The organism is Clostridium sp. AF23-6LB (assembly GCF_003461085.1).
Classification (GTDB): domain Bacteria; phylum Bacillota; class Clostridia; order Lachnospirales; family Lachnospiraceae; genus Coprococcus; species Coprococcus ammoniilyticus.
Map to the genome: position 1 here is coordinate 689,699 of NZ_QTWK01000001.1, position 21,355 is coordinate 711,053.

A 21,355-nucleotide genomic window follows, 5' to 3' on the forward strand; every position below is an offset into this window, starting at 1 on the left:
CTTTTCTCCAATCTTCTCCTACCATATATGGAGCATTCGAAGCACCGCCAGCGTTACAACGCCAACGATGATCACCAGTGTGCGGTTCTTTGGTTTACGGAATTTGAAATTTGTAATAAACAGCAAACCGACCAGCAGTACCAACGCATGAAGGCTGAGCATAAATTCCCGCTTACCAAGCATCGGCTTAAATACTGCCAGAAGTGGCAGAAGCACAGCCATAGATGTGATCGGAAGTCCCTGATAATATTTACGTTTTTCCTCTGTCTCATCCTGTCTGACTTCCTCAGAAACATTGAACCATGCCAGACGGATCAGGCCTGCCAGCACATAGAATAACAGGATCGCAACACCAGTCAATCCACGCATTCCCATGCGGTAGCAAAGGATTGCCGGTGAAACTCCAAAGCAGACAATATCCGCCAGAGAATCGATCTGGATTCCAAATCGTTTTTCAGCCTCTGTACGATCTTTCTTTGTCCGTGCAACCTTGCCGTCAAACATATCGCACAAACCGGAAATTGCCAGACATACAAGCGCCATCCGGCAGTCTCCATTTAATGAAAATAACATACCACCAATGGACACCATCAGACTGATATATGTAAGAATTACTGTATAATCATAAACACCTAACATTTCTCTACCACACTTTTCTTTTTTCTTCCAATAGTAAAATTTGCAACAATCGTAAATATCGCACTGAGGATCAGTTCTGTATAATACCCCAAGCCACGGGACAATACCATACCCGGCAGAAGAAGCATGCTTCCAAATACCGGAAGGAAGATATCAAGGAATATCTTCTCACTGATTCCCATTCCGCCCGGAAGCGGCAGCATATCAACTGCAACCGCGATCGAGCCCTGAAGAAGTATCACGGTAAACGCTGATGTTCCTTTTAATCCAAATGCAAGATATACGAACCAGGTTGCTGCAAACAACGCAAACCGCTGCACCATCGTAATGAGGAATACAACGATCAGCACCTTTTTATTTTCCTGCAAATAAACAGCAGCCCCCCGATACTGATCCATCGACTGAACCAGCTTCTTTGCTCTTGACTTTCTATGTTTTAATATATGGATTCGTTCTAACAAAATATGCCCTTTGATCATAATTGACTTCGCAAAATTCGGATGAAATGCAAATACAACCATAATCGCTACACACACCACATTCAATCCCATTCCGAGATAAAACCAGAAGATTGCATCCGATAAATACCGATGTATAAATCCCTGCCCGAAGATCACCAATGCAATACCAAGCAGTACCAGTACCATCTTGTAGATAATGGTTATAATCAACAATACCATCGTTGAGATTGGAATCGGTATATCTTCTTTCTTCATATAGTAAACCTGTGCCGGCTGACCGCCTGATGCAGACGGAGTAATGCAGCTAAAGAAAAAGCCAACGGATGAAAATAAAAAGCAGATCCATTTCTTTACCTTTATACCAAGTGAATGCATCAGATAATGAATAATGATAGATTCTCCCCATATGAAGATTATTACACAGATAACGCCGGGAATCAACCAAAACGGGTTCACAGTTTTAATTATTTCGATGATCCGCCCCATATCCTTGCCATGAAACACACCATAAAAAGTTGCCGCAAAGATCAGAAGCAAAAAAATTATATTAAATATCCATTTTTTCTTACTCTCCATACGTCCTCATTTCCAATTTCACTGCCTTATGCATGAAGCATTTTTACTGTTTCTTTACCATGTCTTTGCCAATATCTGTTTTAGTATATCACAACGTTTGAAAAAAATGTTAAATCTGACATTAATATCACATTAATAATATTTAATGTTGTATTGCAAAGTGTTTTTAATTCCTTATTCACCTTCCATCGCTTATATGACAACACAACTGAAAAAACATTACAGAAAAGCGTATTTTTTATAATCCCATCTTGACGACATTTGTCGATAGTGTTTAAATAGATTCTGCTTCTAATGTGTGAAAAAACATTTTAAAATACTACTTTGGGATTATAGATATGAAAACGATACAGTCAAAAGAAATGGATATGTTAAACGGGGGATTAGTTGGAAAGCTGATCCTTTTTTCACTGCCACTTGCATTCAGCAGCATTTTGCAGCAATTATTCAACTCCGCAGATGTCGCTGTTGTCGGCAGATTTGCCGGAGATAATGCGCTCGCTGCAGTCGGAAGCTGTGTGGCTCTGGTCGGCATCTTTGTCAACCTGATCGTCGGTCTGGCTGTGGGACCAAATGCCGTCCTCGCTAATCTGATCGGGCAGAAACAGCGTGACAAGATCAACGATATGGTACATACGATCCTGACATTTGGCACAATCCTCGGACTTGGGCTTATGATCCTCGGCTTTGCCTCTGCCCGGATCATTCTGGAATTATCCGGTACTCCGTCCGGTGTTCTTGCCGAAGCACTGTTATATATCCGCATCTATTTCTTAAGCATTCCGTTTATGACCGTTTATAATTTTGGAGCTGCCATTCTGCGAAGCTTCGGTGATACCAGACGACCAATGTTCTATCTTATCATCTCCGGTATCGTAAATGTCATCCTGAATCTGATCCTCGTCATCTGCTTTCATCTGGGTGTTGCCGGTGTTGCCATTTCCACTGTAATCTCTAATATTATCAGTGCTGTTATGGTCATGGTATACCTTTACCGCAGAGATGATGAATTTGCATTCCGGTTCAACCGGATGAAGATTGTGCGCCCGTATCTGCGCAAGATCCTTCAAATCGGTATTCCATCCGGTATCCAGGGAACCATTTTCTCGATCTCGAATGTTTTTATCCAGAGTGGTATTAATTCATTTGGCAAATTTGCGATTGCAGGTTCTTCTCTTGCGCTTAATTTTGAATATTTTACCTATGACATTGCAAATGCATTTGCACAGGCAACGGTCACCTTCACCAGCCAGAACTATGGCGCAGGGAACATCAAACGCTGCAAGAAGGTGTTCTGGTTAAATATGCTGTTTGGCATTGTCTTCACAGAGATTCTCGCAGTTATCTTCATCGTATGGAGTGACTTTTTCGTCGGAATCTACACAGAAAGTACAGCAGTCGCTGCCTACGCTTTGATCCGTATGTATCATGTCTGCTCACTGGAAGGTCTGACCACTACTTACGAGGTTGAAAGTGCCGCTCTCCGAGGTATGGGCAAATCAGTGGAACCTGCAATCTTCACCATCTTAGGAACGGTTGTTTTCCGCTTGATCTGGCTTGGAACAGTCTTCCGTCTGCGGTCAACATTTGACTGGCTGCTGAATGTATATGCGGCTTCATGGATATTTACCGGATGCGCACTGTTTATCGTGTATGTAAGACATATGAAGAAGGTGGAGAGAAGACAGAAATCAGCACTTTAGGGACTATGAAATAATAGCTTCTTTGGTAGTTCTGATTAGCTGCCTTTTGCTCATAAATTATTTTATTCCATCCTCCACAATCTTACAAATTGCACCGCCATCTATAACTGCGATAATCTTGCCCTTGGCTGTTTTACCGATCCTGTCATACAACCGGCCGGCACTTGAAGACTCACCCTTGACAGTGAATGGACTGTTTGCAACATAACCACATTTACCAATGCCTTTGATCTGCACCATAATTGCTTCTGAATCAAACTCATTGTCCGGTTCCTTTTTCAATTTCACCTTCATACCCTTTTCCATAAATTCATTTCCCAGATAATGATTACATCCTGTAATTGTAAAATACATATCCTTCATATATACCGACTCCTTTCTGATCATATATTATATCGTGAGCATAGCTCACTCAATGCATTCCGCAAAATCAACATCCTTGCGAGCAAATAATTTTGCGTTCATTATATCTTGTTGCTTATGAATGTCCCTGTCTTCATGGCTTTATATTAGCAACTATCATGTCCAAATAAATGTACATCCGAAAATTTCTTTTCATCCACAATATATTATTTAATACTGCAAAGTCGCCAGACACCTGCATTTCTACAGGTATCTGGCGACTTTGCATTTTACTCTAAATGAGTGGACCATGTATGCCAGTCATATGGATCATACTTGTTGATATCTACATAATAATCACCCTTCATTAACTCTTCGATCGTATTATATTCATTCAAAGCGAACTTACATGATGCAGAAGTTAATGTACTATAAGTTGGTTTATGCCAGCCTGTAGGATCAAACTTAAATTCTGAACTGTCCGATGCATACCCCTGAACCTCACATTCTACAAACTTACCCTGCCCCATAAAAATCAGTGTCACCACATGTCCTCCACTTACATTATGCGGCTTTTTACTTGCAGCAGAATAATACCGGCTATAATCATTATAAAAACCATTTTCCCCATCATATGAACAGGACAATATTATATAGGGATAACCAAGTTCTGTCATGGCATTTGCTACCGTTGACGCACCCCAGCATGTATACTCTGAATAACTATGACTACCGATCCAATAATTAAGTGCTGTATATGTTTCATAATCTGTCATATCGGGTGCGCATTGGGCAACATCTTTTAAAATACCTTTCAAACGCACCTCTCTATCATAGTTATACACAGGCTCTAAAAACGGATCATATTCCCAATACTTTTTACGGTTAAATTCTACAGAATTTGAAAATCCGTTCGACACCAATGTTACAACCTTCGTATCACCAAAATACACATCTACGGATTGTTTTTTATCTAGCAGACAGCTTACATTTACAAGTATATACCCAATATATCCTTGCTTATAAAGCGTCTGCTGCATTTTGTCTCGCACCGGCATTTCATCATAATATACCACCGATATGTTTGTCGCTACCTGGACATTTTTTCTATCTGGGATATATTGTGTATTTGAAAAGCTGTTAAATCCACATTTTCCATTATACTCTGTATGAATTACAACATCGTTTTTCAACTTCTGTTTAATAAAAATCGGGAAATAGCACTGTGCAAAATCCTTTGAGATTTTGTATGCTTCATCATTATAATTCGCATAATCTGTATATTTAAAAAAAGGAAACTCATCCGTTTTGTAAGCAAGATCTATTCCGTTTACTGTTTTAGTCGTCATATGATAATCAGGTATCGGTATCTTTTTCGTTACCTTCGACCACTTGGAATAATATGTTTTTCCGCCTATTTTTTTATAGGTACGTATGCGGAATGTATATGTTATTCCATATTCACTGACATATAGATAGAAGCCGCTATAATAAGTTTCTATCTTTTTTTTCGTTACCTTATCCCCTATGGTTCCATTGTTTCTTACCTCAAGCTCATACCCATCCATTTTCATAGTAGCACTATTCATATTCCAATCGAAATCTAACGTATCACCATAAGTATCATTTCTGTAAAATGTGCTTTTCAAACCTTTTATAGTAGGAAGTGCTACACTATATTCTATCGTCTTACTTCCTTTTATTTTTTTACCTTTATATTTGCCTTTTAAGGTTACTTTGATTTTATATTTACCCGGTTTGACCGGATTTTTAGGATATGTAATCTTATAATTCTTCGGTTTTAATTTCTTCCCCTTATACTTTACTGTAACTTTAGGTTTAATTTTCTTTCCTGTATAAGCATAAGTTTTTTTACTCGTAGTTACCGTCCATTTCGAAGTTGTACCTTTTGCATAAGTCTCTATATCAGCTCCCTGAAATGCAAATATACCGAATACTAATAAAATAACTACGGCTAGTAAAAGTCCTCTTTTTCCTCTCATATAACGTTTCTCCTCTCAGGGTATTACCTATATTCTTCTATCAGTCCAATGGCTTCTTTGATCATGCCGTCACAGTGCGGTTTCTTCTGACCACCCGCCTGTGCATTTGCCCTTAACAGATCAAAGCAATTAATCATACCATTATGATTCTCTTTCATTTTTCTCTGGAACTCTCCTACAATATGAGGATCTGAGATTCCCAATGCTCCGAGTACCATCAGTGCTCCTGTCACAGCTCCACATGTACTGCCTGACTTCATTCCTCCACCAAAATTTGTACCAAGTGCCTTCATCTGGCTCTCCGACAAACCAAGCTCCTCTGCATAGGTCATCATTATCGTTTCCGCACAGTTCGGACACCTCTCATTATTTCTTAACTGCATTGCTTTTTCTATGTGTTTATCCATAAAAAACCTCCTGATTATCATTTGTAGATTCGGATATAAAAATACCCATTTGTCATTGTTTTTATGAGCAGCATGCTTTTCGGTAAAAATTATCTGCTGAATTAAAAATATCATTGTAAACTTATTATACAAGATACAAATACCATCGCAAATACTTTTTCATCATTTTCAGAAACTATACAATCTGCATCCATATCGCAGGTAATGATCTGCTCCTCAAAATCTAAAAAAAATCTTTTTCACTCCACCATTTGGGACCGGATGTATTTATAACAAAGCCATCGCATATATTTAATAGCAACGACAACCTATGATTAACATTTATTGTTTCATATGCCTCAGAATGTATGTAGAAATATGAATTAATCAACGATTTAAACATCTCTCCAGATGTTCTGCCCTTATTTCTAAATTCATTATAATCCAATACTCTCTTTTCTGAAAAATCTTTATCTATGCCCACTAAAGTACTTGCACATTTTCTCCATGTTTTACCAGTCTTATAAAATGAGAGAAAATATAACTTTTCAACATTCACATCAATACCATCAACATTATATTTGCATGGCTTATAGAAATATCCATCATACAAAGATGACAGCTCCCATATGCTACGAAGCACTTCTATAACATCTTCTGCATTACTTTCAAGTGATATCATAAATTTCTTTGTCTCTTGTATCAGATTACCGGATACATTTTGAAAATCAATATTTGGGGGCTGCATGATATTAGTATTTGCATTTGGTTTTGTTTCAAATTCAACTGTAATCCTCAATTCCAACCTCCTATTGTTGTTTTACCCAAACTTCAAAGAAACTCTTTTCTCTATCCTTCTTTTCAGGGTAACTTGTAATAAAACCTTTCCTTTGTAGTTGTGATAATAATTTTTCATTATGACCATTTACATCAATTGAAATTTCTTCCTTATGTCTGGATTTATTATCACTAAGCTTACTCCACTCACCCCCAAGATCCGTTAATAATCTCGAAATTTCTGCAATACTATACACTTGCAAATGATTTACAAGCAACATATGTCTTCCTGCGTTATCCAAATTTTTCCATGCATATTCAACATATGCCTTATCTACATTAAATTGATTATTGGCAATAGTCTTTGCCAGATTTTCAGTCATACTACTTGCAGATATTTTTTCCAATATTCCACGCTTGTACTTTTTATCAATAGTCGTATCATTCAGTAACATAACAATTTCTCTTTCGTTCAGTGGAATAGATGGCAAATCATTTACAAAGTCATCAATATATTCTTTACAATATACTCCAAAACTATCTTTTGCAAGACTTCTAATCTTTTCAATCTTTGATACGGTATATCTTATATAATGCTTTCTGATTAATAAATTTATTTTGTCCACCGGAAGTTTTGATACATCAAACTCAATTTCTTCATCACATTTATAATTATCTGCTATTTGTTCCACTGTTTGTACTGTAATTTCTGAATTAGTGATAATATTCTTTATACAATCATTGTCTATCTTATCTGTCTTCTCTGACTTTACAATGTCACTACAGTTTTCATTAACCCAGACTGACAGTTCAGTGGTAATACCAAATTCATTATAATAAGATTCGAAATTCTTCCAAGTGGAAGAAATACGGCTATTTTCAAGTAAATAATTCCAAATTTCTTTCCTTTTTTCTTTTTCAACATTATTCTCACAACATTCATCCAGGTTGTCCCAGTTTACTTTTTCCTTATCCAATACAGCTATGACAAGTTCAATATTTGTATTTGCCAAACGTTCTATGATATCTTCTACCGCACTTATTTCCTCAGAATTATTCTCATCTATTCCCAATACAAAATGATTAATATAATCTTCAAAATTATCCCAAATCCTTTTATTTAAGACATTAATTTCAGCATTTAGAATAGTTGTATAATGTGCGTTCTTAAGCCCATCTGCCAAATCCGAATGATAAAAATTTATTACCGATGAAACCATAGAATTATTTAACTCATACATATCGTTTTGGTATATATAATTTAATACTTTCGCGTCTGCACCTACATTATTAATTTTTCTGAATACTATCGCCTGTCTTGATATTACTTCGATTAGTACATCCGCTGATACTCCATTTAAGCATGCTAATGATTTTTCATCTTCAACGATAAAATTTTTTATGCAATTCGAGCGATCTACTTCATCCATTATTACAATTTGATCCATAGTTGCATTATTTAAAATTAACGACAAATATTTATATTTAGTCTCATCCAACAAAGAAACATCCTGCGCAATATTTTTCCACATATGGCGGTAGTATTTACACAATTCACTTACAAACTCATTAACATTTTGACCTCTCTCAATATATTCTTTTGTAAATTGATAATGTTCCACTCCTTTGTCCAATTCGAAACCATCAAAATAATACTTTTTATTAGTTTTCTCTGAACATTGGATAAGCATAAAATCCGTAAGTATATAATTTAATGTCTCTGTCTGCCTATACTCAGCATCATAAATACGATCACTCACCTGCTGCAAATTTTTTATTTCAAATGCGAAGTTCTTTGCTCTATTGCGCATACGAATGCTACGTAAATAATCATTCTCATCCTTCGTAATACTATTGGGATGGAAATAATTAATATAATCTGCATAACTCTCGTTTATATATCCATTTATAAGTAAAAACTTTAAAAATCCATATTCACTTATTCCTTCCGGAAGAAAATCCTCTCCAAACTCAGCAATCAACTCTTTTAATGAGTATCCATCTATTTTGGCAATCGTCACTTCCAAATTTTGTATTTCTAAAATCAATTCTTGCTTTTTAGGGCCTTCGCTGAATTGCAAATCATTCATACGCTTTAAATATTTGCTACCCTCTGATGCCATTTTTTGTTTGATATTACTTACAGTATGCGATTGCTCATAATAACCATTAGATTCATAATATCCAATAATTAGCTGGTTAATGTTCTCAAATTTAGTTAAATCAAAATCCCCTTTAAGTATTTCTCCATAAGAATATTTACTTCCATTATTTATCTGCAAATTTTTTATTGGATAATATGTTCCATTGTCATATGATAAAAATCCCAAAAACGCATGCTTAATTTCTCGCAACCCGAAAAGAATATCGTTATGTACATTTTCTAGAATTTTTCTTTTAGGTACTATTAGCTCTTCAAGTTTTTCCTTTTCGGCATTGACATAAGTTCCTTTCTCCTGAAAAGCCTGCTTAACTATTCCTCTCTCAGCCTGTAATTCAGCAAATTCTTTCGGATATAGATTTTTAAATGTAATCATCGAAAACATTTCTTCATCTTTAAGTTTCGTCGTTTTTAATGTTCTCTTATATACAAGAAATTCATTGCATATATTAGTCAACACTCTCATATCTTGTACAAAAGGCGAAATCTTCCATATATAGCGATCAGATATATCATAATTTTTGCTTTTATATACACCATCTGCACCTTTTTCAAATTTTAACAATCCTCTTAATATTTCCCCAGAGTTTGTTGCATTGATATAAGGAATCACTGGAACAATGAAATCAAAAAACTTGGTTCGCTCCTCGTCTTTGAACATATCATCTTTTATCGCATATATAAATACAACTTTGCGTTTAATATTATCATAATTATTTATGACCGTATTTAATTCACGTAGTTTTATAAAAATATTAGGTTGGTTGAACCTGTCCAAATCCTCAATAAAAACAGTATCATAAGTTGTACTTTCAAAGAAATAGACAATTTCATCTAACGACTTATCAAAGATTGATTCCTTTTCTTCTTTCTTAGATATACTTGCCTTATCACCCAAGTTAATATTAGCAACTCTGAAATTTGACATCACATATTTAAGAACTGTTGTAATCAATAACAATACAACAAAGATTGTTACTATAAATACAGCATACGATGACCATTGATTAAGGTGAAAAAAAGCTCCATTATTAATGACTGTATTTTTAAAGTCTTCCAAAACATTCGGATTAATTTCAAAATAAACAACTGATGCTACGACAGTTAACATCAATAGCGAGAAAAACATTTTCCAATAGGATAATTTCTTAATCTTTCTATATCGGCTTTGTGGAATTTTGCCCACATCCACTCTGTAAAAAAGTTGTTTAAGAATCCCTTCCTCTATTACATTTTCATCAACGTCATCTAAAGTCCAATCATCAGCTAATGAAGATGTGTTATCATCTTCTCCATTTACTGATTTTGTTGGCGTTGAAAATGCTGCCAATGATATGGACAAATATTTTGTCTTAGGATATTTTTCCAGATACGTTTTTATAACACTACTTTTTCCCGCCCCATACGGACCTGATAATGCTATATTTTTTACCTCTTTATTCTTTATCGCCCAATGAAGTGCTCGTATATATTCTTCACTATTCTTTGTATCTGATTCTGGTGTTAAGTCCCTGTATCCAAACTTCCCCTCCGGGCAGCCATTTTTCTGTTGCCCAGAAATTAAATTTTGTATTTTTTCTTTTAGATTCAATTCTTTCATTTTTATCCTTTCCGGGCATCGTATGCTCTGCTATTTTTTCACCGGTTCTCTCATCTCTCGATATATAACCCCAGCCAATGCATTCATAATTGCATCATATTTAGCTTTATCTTCAAACAAAGACTGGTAGCTCTCCTGAGACTCCATATAACTATCCATTGCAACAGTTCCAAAAGCATTGGGGAAGATAGTCTGCATGAAGATAAGTGGATCTGTTGTGCGTGCTGAATTAGCAAGTTTCTCGTCTTTTGCTAATTTATCATGAAGAGCTCCAAGCATAACTCTATCCGCATCCGTGAAATCGCCCTTGAATTTTTCATTCACTTTTTCGAGAATTTCATCCAAAGTGCTCTTTTTCTTTAATCCCTGTTTTCCTTTATCTGTAACAGTTTCGTATTGACCATCCATATTTTCAAGTTGTATGACTCCTTCAAATGTCTTTTTTATCTTGTAATATTCAAGTTCCAATTTGCCATCAAGATCTACATCCTCCTCTTTTTCCGCTGGAATAATATCTATCAAATATCTAAGGAATAAATACTCATGATGCATCTCTCTGTCAAATATACGAACCACCTGCGATATATAGCTGTACCATTTTACAAGACTTCTCGCTTGTCTTCTAAACAGATAGCGTTCTTCTGGATTTTTAAGGTTATATCTATCAGCTACTGGTTTTAAAACACTGGTCATCTGCCCCATAGAATTCTTCTTTTGCGCACCAGGTCTATTCCATACCTCAATGAATCCAATAATGTCATTATCATTGTAAATAGCATAATCACGTAACTCTCGTTGTGTTTGATACATCAGGTCAACATTTACTTCCTGTTCCAAGCTTGTCTCCTGATAGAACGGCCGGAATGCATCCAATATCTCTTCCTTCGTATTTGCAAAATCGAGTATAAATGTATCTACCTTGCCTGGACATGTTCGATTAAGTCTTGAAAGTGTCTGCACTGCTTTTACTTTCTTAAGTTTTTTGTCAACAATCATTGTATGTAGCAATGGCTCATCAAAACCAGTCTGATACTTTTCAGCGACTACAAGAATATTGAAATTATCATGGAACTCGGTTTTTGTCTGTGATTCAGATATATGACTTCCATCACGTCTCACATTTAATCCCGTCTCTGTATATTCCTCATCGCCATCTTCTACACTTCCTGAAAATGCAACTAATACATCCATATTGTCATAGTGATGATTGGCTATGTATTTTTTTAGTTCATAAAAATATCTTACCGCTGCCAATCTGGAATCTGTAACAACCATCATCTTCCCTTTTCCACCAATCTTATAACGGGTAGTGTCTTGGAAAGTCTCTACTATAATTTCAGCTTTCTGACTGATATTATACGGATGTAGCTTTTCATATTTTTTTATTGCTTTTGTTGCCCTACTCTCTGGCAGTTCTGGATTTTCATCTGTTTTCTTTGCAATCTTAAATCAAGTACTATATGTCATATAATTCTGTAATACATCCAAAATAAATCCTTCTTCAATTGCCTGTCTCATACTATAAATATGAAATGGATAAAAGCCTTCTTCGCCATCAGATGCTGGTGTACCAAACATCTCAAGAGTTTGTCCTTTGGGTGTTGCTGTAAATGCAAAGAATGATAAATTCTTGTGTTTTCCATGTGTTATCATTTCCTGCACTACCTTATCATTTTTATCAACTTCATCTTCAGCAATTCCCTCAATCTCCGCATATTCTCGTAATGCTTCCTCTGTATCTGCAAGAGCTGTTTTTAATTTCAGTGCTGAGCTACCAGTCTGAGAAGAATGTGCTTCATCCACAATAATCGCATAATTTTTCTTTTCACTTTTATCAACTTCGGTATAGATTACAGGAAACTTCTGCAATGTAGTTACAATAATACGAATTCCATTATTTAAAGCATCCCTCAAGTCTATTGATTTCTTTTTATACCTTGAATGTAATTCCACGATGTTTAAAACCATGTCTTAATACATAGATAAGACCATCAGCATCACACGCATTATTAAATGCAAGACAAAATTTTCTTTCCGGATTATCTGCATTTTGCATGACAAATCGTTTCCAACAATTCTCCTGTGTAGCTTTAATAAATCTAATTAACGTATCCACATATAATCCTACTGTAATATGCATTAGGTGTAATACCAGCTACATTAAGAAATTTTTTGGTTTTAACCAATCCAACGGATGCCATATCCCTGATAAATGAATTAATAGTCATTTGATGGTCACTTAATTTTCTCAGGTAATAAATATAAAATAGCACCTGTTTTATCAATAATGGCATACGTGAATAAGTTAATAGTATTGGCGTATTTGAAATTGCATTTTTATTGTAGTTACCAAATTGCGGATAACTATTAACAATCGCCACAGTCTTATTCAACGCCACATTATAAGTAATTATATTGTTTTCTAAATTCCAAACTATGGAATACAATTCCTCTTTATCATTTCCTGATAACACTGAATTTGAATTTACCATAGCTCCAAATCTATTAAACGGGGGTAACATCTGATTAAGTTTAGTTATTACAGCTTTTTTATCCATTAATGTCAAGTCTGAACTTTCTCCTTAATTTATTCAATTTATTTTATCACAAAATTACAATTATCACCAAGATATACTATGTCAATACTTTTAATCTAGCTTCACACTTTTATCACTCTATAAACAACCCTTGTAAAACTTAAACCTACCCATCTAACAGTCACCAAATATCCCCAAATAATCCCCATCAAAAAGGCTAAAGCCCCACAAATGGCTTAGTTAAGCCATTTATGGGGCTCTGTTTACTACTCAAACTCTACAAAGACTAACGCTTTTTGTTTAGGAATTATTCTCTGTAATGTTTCTCGTTCTTTTGATTATTTGATATATCCATATTATCCTGCCTATACGAGCTAATGTTATCATTTTGTTATCGGCATTGATAACACCTACTCGATAACTGTGGATAATAACTATATGTAGCATGTCAAATTATAAGCTATTTTGCTTAGAGATTCAACACAAAACTGAAATTTTACTTTTCCTTATATTCATCTGGTATTGCTATTTGAAATGTTTCACACAACAGCATCACATCATGCACATCATTTTTATCGTGTTCATATCCCAAATGAAGCATTACCTGACTCAATGGTTCAATACAAGAAACAGTTATATCTCCAACTTTTCCAATACCGGAAAAAGTTTTTGATGGAAATATATCTCCCTCATAAACAATTCCGTCATCTGTAAATTCAAAACAATGTAAATCAATGATTCTTTGTTTATCATCTTTCCAGACAGTATGACCATCCGTTGTATAATCAGTATTTACTTCCTCAAATCCATGCTGCTTAATCACATAAATATAATCATGATAATGTTTCAGTTCAACAAACAAATCAATATCATTGTGTATTCTTGATTCTCTTTTAAGAAGTGCATCAACACCCCATCCGCCATCTAAATATACTTTAATTTCGTTTTGCAAAGCATATTTTATAATTTCACATGCATCTTCTGTACGTACCATAATCTATCCTCCAAATTCAAATCTTTGTATGCTTTCCAACTCACTAAAAGCCTGAAATTTGTCAGTCTTTCATCCTTTTTGTTATCAATCACCAATTAGCTGTAATCCATTAGGATTTAGCTGATATATTTTATCGCACACCTCTTCAATATACTTTCTATCGTGAGAAATGCTAATGACAGCCCCCGGAAATTCTCGGAGCATTTTTCTTATTACCGGACCGGACAATGGTGAAAAATTTCTTGTCGGTTCATCCAGAATAAGAACATTTGCACCACTTAAGCTCATCCTCAAGAGAAGCACTTTCGCCTTTTGTCCGCCTGATAACTCCCGAATCGGATGCTCCATTTCATCTGGTGTGTATTTAAGTGAACCAAGGTATGTTCTAATTCTTGTACGCTCTTCTTTATCTCCTGTTTTATCAAGGTAATCAACCGGTGTAACATCCAAATCCAGCAGGTCTTCATAAGTTTGAGGCATATATTCTGCTTTAATGTCATTCCGATTTAGGAGTTCTTCCGCTATCTTTTTTAGAAGAGTCGTTTTTCCTGCCCCGTTGGCTCCTATCATACAGATTTTTTCTGAACCTTTTATTTTTAAATGAATTCCTTCTGCTAAAATTCTTTTGCCATCCGGAGTCACAAGCTTTGAAAGTTCATATTCTATGACCGTTTTTCCTGCGGGAATGTGTGAGTTTTCATCCCCTAATTTGACAAAGATTGCTTCTTCCTGTTCCGGCATCTGAGTCATATTTTCATCTTCTTTTTCAAATCTTCGTTCCATTGCCTTAACCGTATGCATTTTGTCCTTTAAGTTTTTGGCAACAGACGGTGCTTGTCTGGTACAACTTCTTAATGCACCTTGTACACTCTGCATAACTCTTTGATATTTTTCATCGCGAATCTTTTTCTCCCTACGGTCACTCAGTGCCCGCTGTTTTTGGATTTCAAATTTATGAAGCCGTTCTTCCACATAGCGTCTATAGGGAAGCTTTGCCACGGTATATCTCGCCTTTGTTTTTCGTATAATCTGCTCGATATGTATCACCATGTTGGCAGTACGCTCTATCAGCGTTTCATCGTGTGAAATAAAAAGCACAATGTGCTTCCAGTCATTTATGATTTTTTCCAGTAATGTAAGCGTCGCAATGTCGATGTCATTGGAAGGTTCGTCCAACAACAGCACAGAAACATCGCGAATGAAAAGCCTCATAAGTTGTGTCTTGACTTTTTCGCCTCCTGAAAGACTACCCATTGTCTGGTTACTGTAGAAAAAATCATTTTTCATTCCAAATTTTCCCGCAATAACAGACAATTCTTTAGGCGTTTTCTCCCAGAATATTTCCTCTTCAGAAAAATATTCGTATATTGTTTTTTCCTTATCTTCATCGAGCATCTCCTGCGGAAGATAACCAAGACGTTCGTGTCCCATTATCCTTTCCCCATCTGCTTCTATATAGTTTTCTACAAGCGACGGATTGTATATCCACTTCATTAATGTCGATTTCCCATTTCCCTCTTCTCCAATAATAACTGCCTTATCTCCATCATTTAGCACAAGGTTGAAATCATTAAGAATTATTCTCAGGTCTTTTTTATGTGTTAAATTTAATTTTTTTATCTGCAACATTAAAGTTTCTCCTTTTCGAAGTCTGAGCCAATTATTATTTTGAACACACAAAAACGAGTCTTTTTTGCATACGCAAAAATAGACTCGCTAAATAGCCCCTTATTTCTTTTCCAAAAGGAAAACAAAGGAAATGCCTCTTGCGATAATCCAACTTAAGCGTACACAAAACAAACCTATTCTCTACAGGCTCAATAACTATATGTGTCTTACTTAAATCAAATTATCTATTAATCATTTCCTCACCTTACACAAAATGTGCCTTTCTTTCTTCTAATGGCAATACTATCATACTGTATTTTTTGTGTCAATACATTTCACCTTATGGAAGTGCAAATTAAAATTTTCACTTCCTAATTATACATCCAACCATTACGAAATTCAATCTTTCACAACCTCTTTACAACCACAACCACAGCACTCCAGCAAACGCAGGAGCACCATACCGTAAAACGCTTATGTGTAAATCAACTCCGTTCCTACAACTTCCCTCACACAAGCCTGAATATTATTCATTCTTCCAATCCATTCGTAGGGATTATCTTTCTTTAATTGTTCCGTCACATCTTGTCTGTCGGCATATTCCTTTACCAGTCGAAGAAACATATCCTCTGCTTGCTTATCGACTTCTGCAAGATAACTATGCAGCTTTCCGCTTGTCAGCAGGTTCATATATAACACTTTATAGTGTTCCTTTAAATGCCTTGCATGTCGTTTCCCCCATAAACCAATCGGCTCTATTTCTTCTTCGGCTGGTACTGTGATGTTCGGCAATAAATAATCACCCACCTGTCTATAAGTTCCGCCCATTTCTTCAAAAATTGTCTTTGTCATTTTCCTTTTCCTCCTGTGATTTTTGTCTATCGTGATCGTGTATTATCACGCTTGCGACCTTTAACTGTTCTTGCCTGCTCCAACAAATCATCTATCTGTTTGCGACCAAAAACCTTACGGAGCAGGCTGTAATCTTTATTTTCTGCTTTTAGGATTTTGTTTTCTTCGGTCAATCTTTCATTGACTTTCTCCAAACGCTGATTGGTGCGGTATAACTGTGCATTCGCTGTATTCAGCCTATGATAGTTGTCCCACCCCTCAAAGCAGCGGGCAAGCACCGTTTTGACAAGTTGCTTCAATTTCCTTACAACCGGCTCTGCCATTTTGGTTTTATATGCCTTTGCAGTCATAAATTTCTCTGGTTCTGGCAACTGATATTTCGGTGCAGTATCAAGCTCTATTTCAAGATTTGACAGCTCGTCTTTTGCCTTATCATAGTTCAATACTCGTTCCGACAACACATCAAATTCAATCTGTTTCTGCTCGATTTTCGCACCTAATGCCGCCACTTCTTTTTCTCTTTCCTGCTTTTTATAATCCAAAACAGAAAGATGTTTTTCGTGTGTGCCTAAATGTTCCCACTCAATCCCATAACGTTCCATCACCGCCGCAAGCTGTTCTTTTTCGGACTGTATCCATTGCGACCACTCCGTATCGCCACGACTGCCGCCCTTAAAACCTTGCGTTGCAAGAGCCTGCTTTAGTGACACTCTTGTATCAAGTCCACGCTTGCTGCCTGTGGTAAAAGGTACAAAATCTATGTGCAGATGTGGTGTAGCTTCATCCATATGCAGATGAGCCGAGAACACCCGAAGCTGTGGATTTCGCTCCTGAAAACCCTGATAGTATTCATCTAAAATCTGCTTTGCCAGTTCTCCGTTTTCCGTATCGGCGTTCATATTTCCCTTACCGCCCACCTGTAAAATGATTTCGTGGAACGGTTTTTCCTGCTTGGAACTTCGGATTTTTTCATAATAATCTTTTATCTTTCGGTCTGACCTTATCTGCTTGGCATTGTATCTTTCCAATGCTTCATCAAACAATTCGTGATAAACTGTCTTTATATTTTCATTGCAGTAGTCGATATTGAGATGAGTACGAGTTCCGTCTACATTTTCTGCTCGGAACTTTCGGCTATTGTGATTGACCGAGCCTTTACCGACCATTGCACTTATCGTTCTCTGCATTTTTTCATCTCCCATCTGTAAATTTCAACATTCTCAGGTTTTGTTACTTTTGTCAAAAGTAACGCAAAAGCACTTTTGACGGGTACACCCATCAAAAATGCGACCTGTAAACAGGTTTTGCGTTCTCCGAAGGCTCTCCGAGGGGTGAGCGTGTGCCGGTGGCACACACGCCTGCGAACCGACCGAGCCAGCAGGCGAGACCAAAGAGCCGCCTTTGAAAAGGCACTCTCTGCACACTCCCCTAAACTTTATCCGGTGTCAAAGTGTGACGATGGTGACAATGTTTTTCACAGCGTGCTGCTCTCAAAAACATTGACACCTTTGACACCGTTTGTCACGCCGTCTGCTCGGTTTCTTTCCAAAGTGAAACCTTTCTTCCGTCGTGTGTGCGGCTGTTCTGATAACGGATACCGTAATCACGAAACAGCCTGCTTGCGTTGATACTGAGCCTTAAAGAAAGTACATTCGGCTTTATATCCACCGCAAGCCTTTCGCAAAGTTCCGAAGCAGTTCCTTCCCATCTGTCACTTTCCGAAAAGAGCGTATCCGCTATCTTCTCAAGCAGAGGTTCGGGCGGTTCTTTCCACATCTCCGTTTCCGATTTTGCAAAGTTCCACACCAATCGCTCGCTGTCCCTTACAAGATGGATTTTCATATCCTGCTGGTCTCTGCCAGCAACATCAAGTGTGGCATTGTTGGAAGTACGCTTGTCCTTACTGAGAACAAATGCACCGTCTGCCGCACCCATCAGACCATTCGTGCCTGAAATCATATCGAATATATCTTCCGATTTTTGTTTGCGTGTATGATGAACAATAAGCATTGAAACCTTGTAACTGTCTGCCAACGCTTTCAGCCTTGCCACAACATCATAATCACTTGCGTAGCTGTAATCTGCTCCGCCTGCTTCACGCACACGCTTTAAGGTGTCTATGATAATCAAGCCTGTGTCTGGGTGTTCCCTCATAAACCCTCTTATCTGTTCTTCCAGTCCGCCATTGACCGTTTTACATTCCGTTGCGAAATACAGATTGCCTGTCTCCTTTGCACCGAACATCTGAAACAATCGCTTCTGCAAACGTGGGTAATCATCTTCAAGGGCAAAATAAAGCACCGTTGCCTTACGCACCTTATACTCCCAAAGCGGTGTGCCTGTGCTGATATGATAGGCAAGCTGTGCCATCATAAAGCTCTTTCCCACTTTCGGGGAACCTACGAAAAGGTAAGTTCCCCTTTGGAGCAGACCGTCGATAAGTGGTGTCTGAACCTCAAACACCGTATCATACAGCGTTGTCATTGATACTGTTTTCAGATAGGAAGGGTCTAACTGTCTGAGTATTTCCCTTTGCATTTCTTCAAAAGATTGCTCGTACCCCTTGAAATCCGTATCCTGATTGACTATACTATTGTCAGTACATTTGGAAAGTGACTGTTCCGCATCTGTTGCCGCAGATACATTTGGAATAGTCATTTCTTTTTTATTCTCCATTCGCATCCTCTCCTTTCAAACCGCCGAGAATAATGGAAATCAGTTCTATTACACTCAGCAGTTCATCATCCACACCTTTTCCTGCTTCAATCCTTTTCAGTTCCGCAAGGACTGTGGCAAATTCCGTTTTCAACGCCTTATACACTCTCGGATTGCCCTGTACCACCACATCCTGATTTAAGCAACGGCGGTAACAATACTCCTGTTTTGGCAATCCTGATAGAGCTACAGCTCTGTTAATGAGTTCGTTTTCTTCGGGCGATACTCGAAACCCTACTGTGATATTCCTCCAACGATTTTTGTTATCTCTGTTCTTAGCTGACATTTTCAAAATCTCCTTTCCCTAAATCATCTAATTTTTCTGCCATCTCAATCTGCTTTGACGGAAAGAGGTGTGCGTACTGATAAGTAATATCAATACTTTCGTGACCAACTCGGTCAGCAATCGCCACCGCAGAAAAGCCCATATCAATCAAGAGTGAAATGTGGCTGTGACGGAGATCGTGAATGCGGATACGCTTCACGCCTGCCGCCTTTGCCCCTCTGTCCATCTCGTGATGAAGATAGCTTTTCGTCACCGTAAAGATACGGTCTTTCTTCTTCAATCCGTAAAGCATACCGAGATATTCTTTCATTTCCTCACACAGAAACTTCGGCATTTTAATCGTGCGGTTGCTCTTTTTCGTTTTCGGAGAAGTAATCACATCCTGCCCTTTCAAACGCTGATAGGATTTATTGATTGTGACTGTTTCCTTATCAAAGTTGAAATCTGCCGGAGTCAAAGCTAACAGCTCGCCCTCTCGGATACCGCACCAGTAAAGCATTTCAAACGCATAAAAGGAAACAGGCTTGTCCATCATCTCAAAAGAGAATTTCTTGTATTCTTCCTTTGTCCAGAACAGCATTTCCTTGTGTTCCTCACGTCCCATATTTCCCACCTTTGCCGCAGGATTGGAACGCAGTTCATAGTAGCGGACAGCGTGATTGAAAATGGCGGACAACTGATTGTGCAGCGTTTTCAGATACGTCTGTGAATAAGGCTTTTTCTTCTCATCACGATAGGCAAGCATTTCATTCTGCCAAGTAATAATCTCCTTTGTGGAAATCTCGCTGATTTTCAGTTTCCCGAAATACGGAAGTATCTTTGTGCGTATGATATGCTCTTTGGTAAGCCACGTGTTTTCCTTCAAACGGTTCTTCACATCATTGATATAAAGCTCCGTAAAGGCTTCAAAACTCATATCAAGGTCTGAAGAAGTCTGCAATTTGAACATTCTTTCCCATTCCTGTGCTTCTCGTTTGGTAGCAAAGCCACGCTTGCATTTCTGCTTGCGTTCCCCTTTCCAGTTCACATACCTTGCCATCACATACCAAGTACCGTTATCTTCATTCTTAAATACCGGCATTTACATTTCCCCCTTTCCTGCTCCGTAGAGCCTTTCGTAAAAATACTGGCGATTTACACGCCCTGCAATCGTAATAAAGCCCTTTGCTTTCAATTCCTCATTTAATTGTCTGATGAGTTTATATGCATAAGGTTTTGATACGTTTAGTTCCTGAGCCACATCTTCGGCTCGGATAAATCTGTTTTCCATATCCTTTTTCTTCCTTTCTTAAAATAATTTTTTGCTTGCCGCTTTCTCCGTGTTAAAGTTCCAACAGGCACTCCTGCTTGTCGGCAGGCGCTGTGCTGTCCCAATGCACCGCAGTACATCAGGCGCTCGCTCGTATAGGGGTTCCCGAAAAGTCGGAGACTTTTGGGGAAGAGGAGGAGCAGTGCAGCGAATGAGCTTTTGTGCTTGCACACAAGCGAACGATACGGAACTTGCTCCGACGAGGTCTTGGCGGTTTGGCTTTTCGGACGGTCATTCAGTTGTCGCATTAAGCATATTTGTTTAATTCGTAATTTATTTTACTAAACATATTTGCTATTGTCAAGTGGTTGCAAAGAAAATATTAAACATTTTTGTTTCGGTTTTTCTTGACTTCCACTAAACATTTCTGCTATACTTATTTCACTAAATATAAAAGGAGCGTATC

The 21,355-nt window shown here is 37.4% G+C and carries 19 protein-coding genes; 1 reads left to right on the plus strand and 18 read right to left on the minus strand.

Annotated elements, in window-relative coordinates:
* Window positions 1-18: 18 nt before the first annotated feature.
* Entirely contained in the window at window positions 19-639 is a 621-nt protein-coding gene (locus DWY07_RS03125; protein WP_117822177.1) for a CDP-alcohol phosphatidyltransferase family protein, read from the minus strand.
* Window positions 633-1,676 carry a lysylphosphatidylglycerol synthase transmembrane domain-containing protein gene (locus DWY07_RS03130; RefSeq protein ID WP_117822178.1) on the minus strand — a complete coding sequence of 348 codons (1,044 nt, stop codon included), beginning with the start codon at window positions 1,674-1,676 and terminating at the stop codon, window positions 633-635. Before DWY07_RS03130 ends, DWY07_RS03125 begins: the two co-directional genes overlap by 7 nt.
* Before the next feature lie 338 nt (window positions 1,677-2,014).
* Between DWY07_RS03130 and DWY07_RS03135 the strand changes: the two genes are divergently transcribed.
* Window positions 2,015-3,379, plus strand: a complete 1,365-nt coding sequence (locus DWY07_RS03135) for an MATE family efflux transporter (RefSeq protein WP_117822179.1) — start codon at window positions 2,015-2,017, stop codon at window positions 3,377-3,379.
* A gap of 57 nt (window positions 3,380-3,436) precedes the next feature.
* Here DWY07_RS03135 and DWY07_RS03140 read toward each other — a convergent pair whose 3' ends face one another.
* The 16 genes from DWY07_RS03140 to DWY07_RS03215 form a co-directional block, all read right to left on the minus strand.
* On the minus strand, window positions 3,437-3,742 hold the full coding sequence (locus DWY07_RS03140; RefSeq protein ID WP_117822180.1) for an HIRAN domain-containing protein: 306 nt from the start codon (window positions 3,740-3,742) through the stop codon (window positions 3,437-3,439).
* A 269-nt stretch (window positions 3,743-4,011) separates the two neighbouring features.
* A complete protein-coding gene (locus tag DWY07_RS03145) occupies window positions 4,012-5,724 on the minus strand; it encodes a hypothetical protein (RefSeq protein WP_117822181.1) in 1,713 nt (570 codons plus the stop codon).
* A gap of 23 nt (window positions 5,725-5,747) precedes the next feature.
* The gene (locus DWY07_RS03150) at window positions 5,748-6,131 is read right to left on the minus strand and encodes a C-GCAxxG-C-C family protein (protein ID WP_117822182.1); all 384 of its coding nucleotides are present in this window, start codon (window positions 6,129-6,131) and stop codon (window positions 5,748-5,750) included.
* 223 nt (window positions 6,132-6,354) lie between these two features.
* Complete coding sequence (locus tag DWY07_RS03155; protein ID WP_117822183.1) at window positions 6,355-6,909, minus strand: hypothetical protein; 555 nt, start codon at window positions 6,907-6,909, stop codon at window positions 6,355-6,357.
* A 10-nt stretch (window positions 6,910-6,919) separates the two neighbouring features.
* Window positions 6,920-10,648, minus strand: coding sequence for a hypothetical protein (locus DWY07_RS03160; protein ID WP_117822184.1), 3,729 nt, complete (start codon window positions 10,646-10,648; stop codon window positions 6,920-6,922).
* Between the two features lie 30 nt (window positions 10,649-10,678).
* The gene (locus tag DWY07_RS03165) at window positions 10,679-11,926 is read right to left on the minus strand and encodes a type I restriction endonuclease subunit R (protein WP_117822185.1); all 1,248 of its coding nucleotides are present in this window, start codon (window positions 11,924-11,926) and stop codon (window positions 10,679-10,681) included.
* A 171-nt stretch (window positions 11,927-12,097) separates the two neighbouring features.
* On the minus strand, window positions 12,098-12,601 hold the full coding sequence (locus DWY07_RS03170) for a hypothetical protein (protein ID WP_147340236.1): 504 nt from the start codon (window positions 12,599-12,601) through the stop codon (window positions 12,098-12,100).
* A 146-nt stretch (window positions 12,602-12,747) separates the two neighbouring features.
* The gene (locus DWY07_RS03175) at window positions 12,748-13,215 is read right to left on the minus strand and encodes a hypothetical protein (RefSeq protein WP_147340237.1); all 468 of its coding nucleotides are present in this window, start codon (window positions 13,213-13,215) and stop codon (window positions 12,748-12,750) included.
* Between the two features lie 466 nt (window positions 13,216-13,681).
* Complete coding sequence (locus tag DWY07_RS03180; RefSeq protein WP_009247521.1) at window positions 13,682-14,179, minus strand: aminoglycoside nucleotidyltransferase; 498 nt, start codon at window positions 14,177-14,179, stop codon at window positions 13,682-13,684.
* An 84-nt stretch (window positions 14,180-14,263) separates the two neighbouring features.
* Window positions 14,264-15,808: an ATP-binding cassette domain-containing protein gene (locus tag DWY07_RS03185; protein ID WP_009247522.1), complete on the minus strand. Its 1,545-nt coding sequence runs from the start codon at window positions 15,806-15,808 to the stop codon at window positions 14,264-14,266.
* A 453-nt stretch (window positions 15,809-16,261) separates the two neighbouring features.
* On the minus strand, window positions 16,262-16,639 hold the full coding sequence (locus DWY07_RS03190; RefSeq protein ID WP_009247523.1) for a TnpV protein: 378 nt from the start codon (window positions 16,637-16,639) through the stop codon (window positions 16,262-16,264).
* Window positions 16,640-16,665: 26 nt separating this feature from the next.
* Window positions 16,666-17,805 (minus strand): plasmid recombination protein, encoded by a 1,140-nt coding sequence (locus tag DWY07_RS03195; protein WP_019190307.1) that lies wholly within the window; start codon window positions 17,803-17,805, stop codon window positions 16,666-16,668.
* Between the two features lie 355 nt (window positions 17,806-18,160).
* Window positions 18,161-19,315, minus strand: coding sequence for an AAA family ATPase (locus tag DWY07_RS03200; RefSeq protein ID WP_009247525.1), 1,155 nt, complete (start codon window positions 19,313-19,315; stop codon window positions 18,161-18,163).
* Window positions 19,305-19,640, minus strand: coding sequence for a hypothetical protein (locus DWY07_RS03205; protein WP_009247526.1), 336 nt, complete (start codon window positions 19,638-19,640; stop codon window positions 19,305-19,307). The genes DWY07_RS03200 and DWY07_RS03205 overlap by 11 nt, the downstream gene beginning before the upstream one ends.
* The gene (locus tag DWY07_RS03210) at window positions 19,630-20,721 is read right to left on the minus strand and encodes a site-specific integrase (RefSeq protein WP_009247527.1); all 1,092 of its coding nucleotides are present in this window, start codon (window positions 20,719-20,721) and stop codon (window positions 19,630-19,632) included. The genes DWY07_RS03205 and DWY07_RS03210 overlap by 11 nt, the downstream gene beginning before the upstream one ends.
* Window positions 20,722-20,910 (minus strand): transcriptional regulator, encoded by a 189-nt coding sequence (locus DWY07_RS03215; RefSeq protein WP_009247528.1) that lies wholly within the window; start codon window positions 20,908-20,910, stop codon window positions 20,722-20,724. It lies immediately after the preceding gene.
* Between the last annotated feature and the right edge of the window lie 445 nt (window positions 20,911-21,355).

Bases quoted from the DNA above. Each gene is read 5' to 3' on its own strand.
- DWY07_RS03165 (WP_117822185.1), bottom strand. From the start codon at position 11,926: ATGATGGTTGTTACAGATTCCAGATTGGCAGCGGTAAGATATTTTTAT.
- DWY07_RS03190 (WP_009247523.1), bottom strand. From the start codon at position 16,639: ATGACAAAGACAATTTTTGAAGAAATGGGCGGAACTTATAGACAGGTG.
- DWY07_RS03140 (WP_117822180.1), bottom strand. From the start codon at position 3,742: ATGAAGGATATGTATTTTACAATTACAGGATGTAATCATTATCTGGGA.
- DWY07_RS03185 (WP_009247522.1), bottom strand. From the start codon at position 15,808: ATGTTGCAGATAAAAAAATTAAATTTAACACATAAAAAAGACCTGAGA.
- DWY07_RS03135 (WP_117822179.1), top strand. From the start codon at position 2,015: ATGAAAACGATACAGTCAAAAGAAATGGATATGTTAAACGGGGGATTA.
- DWY07_RS03125 (WP_117822177.1), bottom strand. From the start codon at position 639: ATGTTAGGTGTTTATGATTATACAGTAATTCTTACATATATCAGTCTG.
- DWY07_RS03130 (WP_117822178.1), bottom strand. From the start codon at position 1,676: ATGGAGAGTAAGAAAAAATGGATATTTAATATAATTTTTTTGCTTCTG.
- DWY07_RS03215 (WP_009247528.1), bottom strand. From the start codon at position 20,910: ATGGAAAACAGATTTATCCGAGCCGAAGATGTGGCTCAGGAACTAAAC.
- DWY07_RS03180 (WP_009247521.1), bottom strand. From the start codon at position 14,179: ATGGTACGTACAGAAGATGCATGTGAAATTATAAAATATGCTTTGCAA.
- DWY07_RS03150 (WP_117822182.1), bottom strand. From the start codon at position 6,131: ATGGATAAACACATAGAAAAAGCAATGCAGTTAAGAAATAATGAGAGG.
- DWY07_RS03160 (WP_117822184.1), bottom strand. From the start codon at position 10,648: ATGAAAGAATTGAATCTAAAAGAAAAAATACAAAATTTAATTTCTGGG.
- DWY07_RS03200 (WP_009247525.1), bottom strand. From the start codon at position 19,315: ATGGAGAATAAAAAAGAAATGACTATTCCAAATGTATCTGCGGCAACA.
- DWY07_RS03145 (WP_117822181.1), bottom strand. From the start codon at position 5,724: ATGAGAGGAAAAAGAGGACTTTTACTAGCCGTAGTTATTTTATTAGTA.
- DWY07_RS03205 (WP_009247526.1), bottom strand. From the start codon at position 19,640: ATGTCAGCTAAGAACAGAGATAACAAAAATCGTTGGAGGAATATCACA.
- DWY07_RS03195 (WP_019190307.1), bottom strand. From the start codon at position 17,805: ATGGTCGGTAAAGGCTCGGTCAATCACAATAGCCGAAAGTTCCGAGCA.
- DWY07_RS03210 (WP_009247527.1), bottom strand. From the start codon at position 20,721: ATGCCGGTATTTAAGAATGAAGATAACGGTACTTGGTATGTGATGGCA.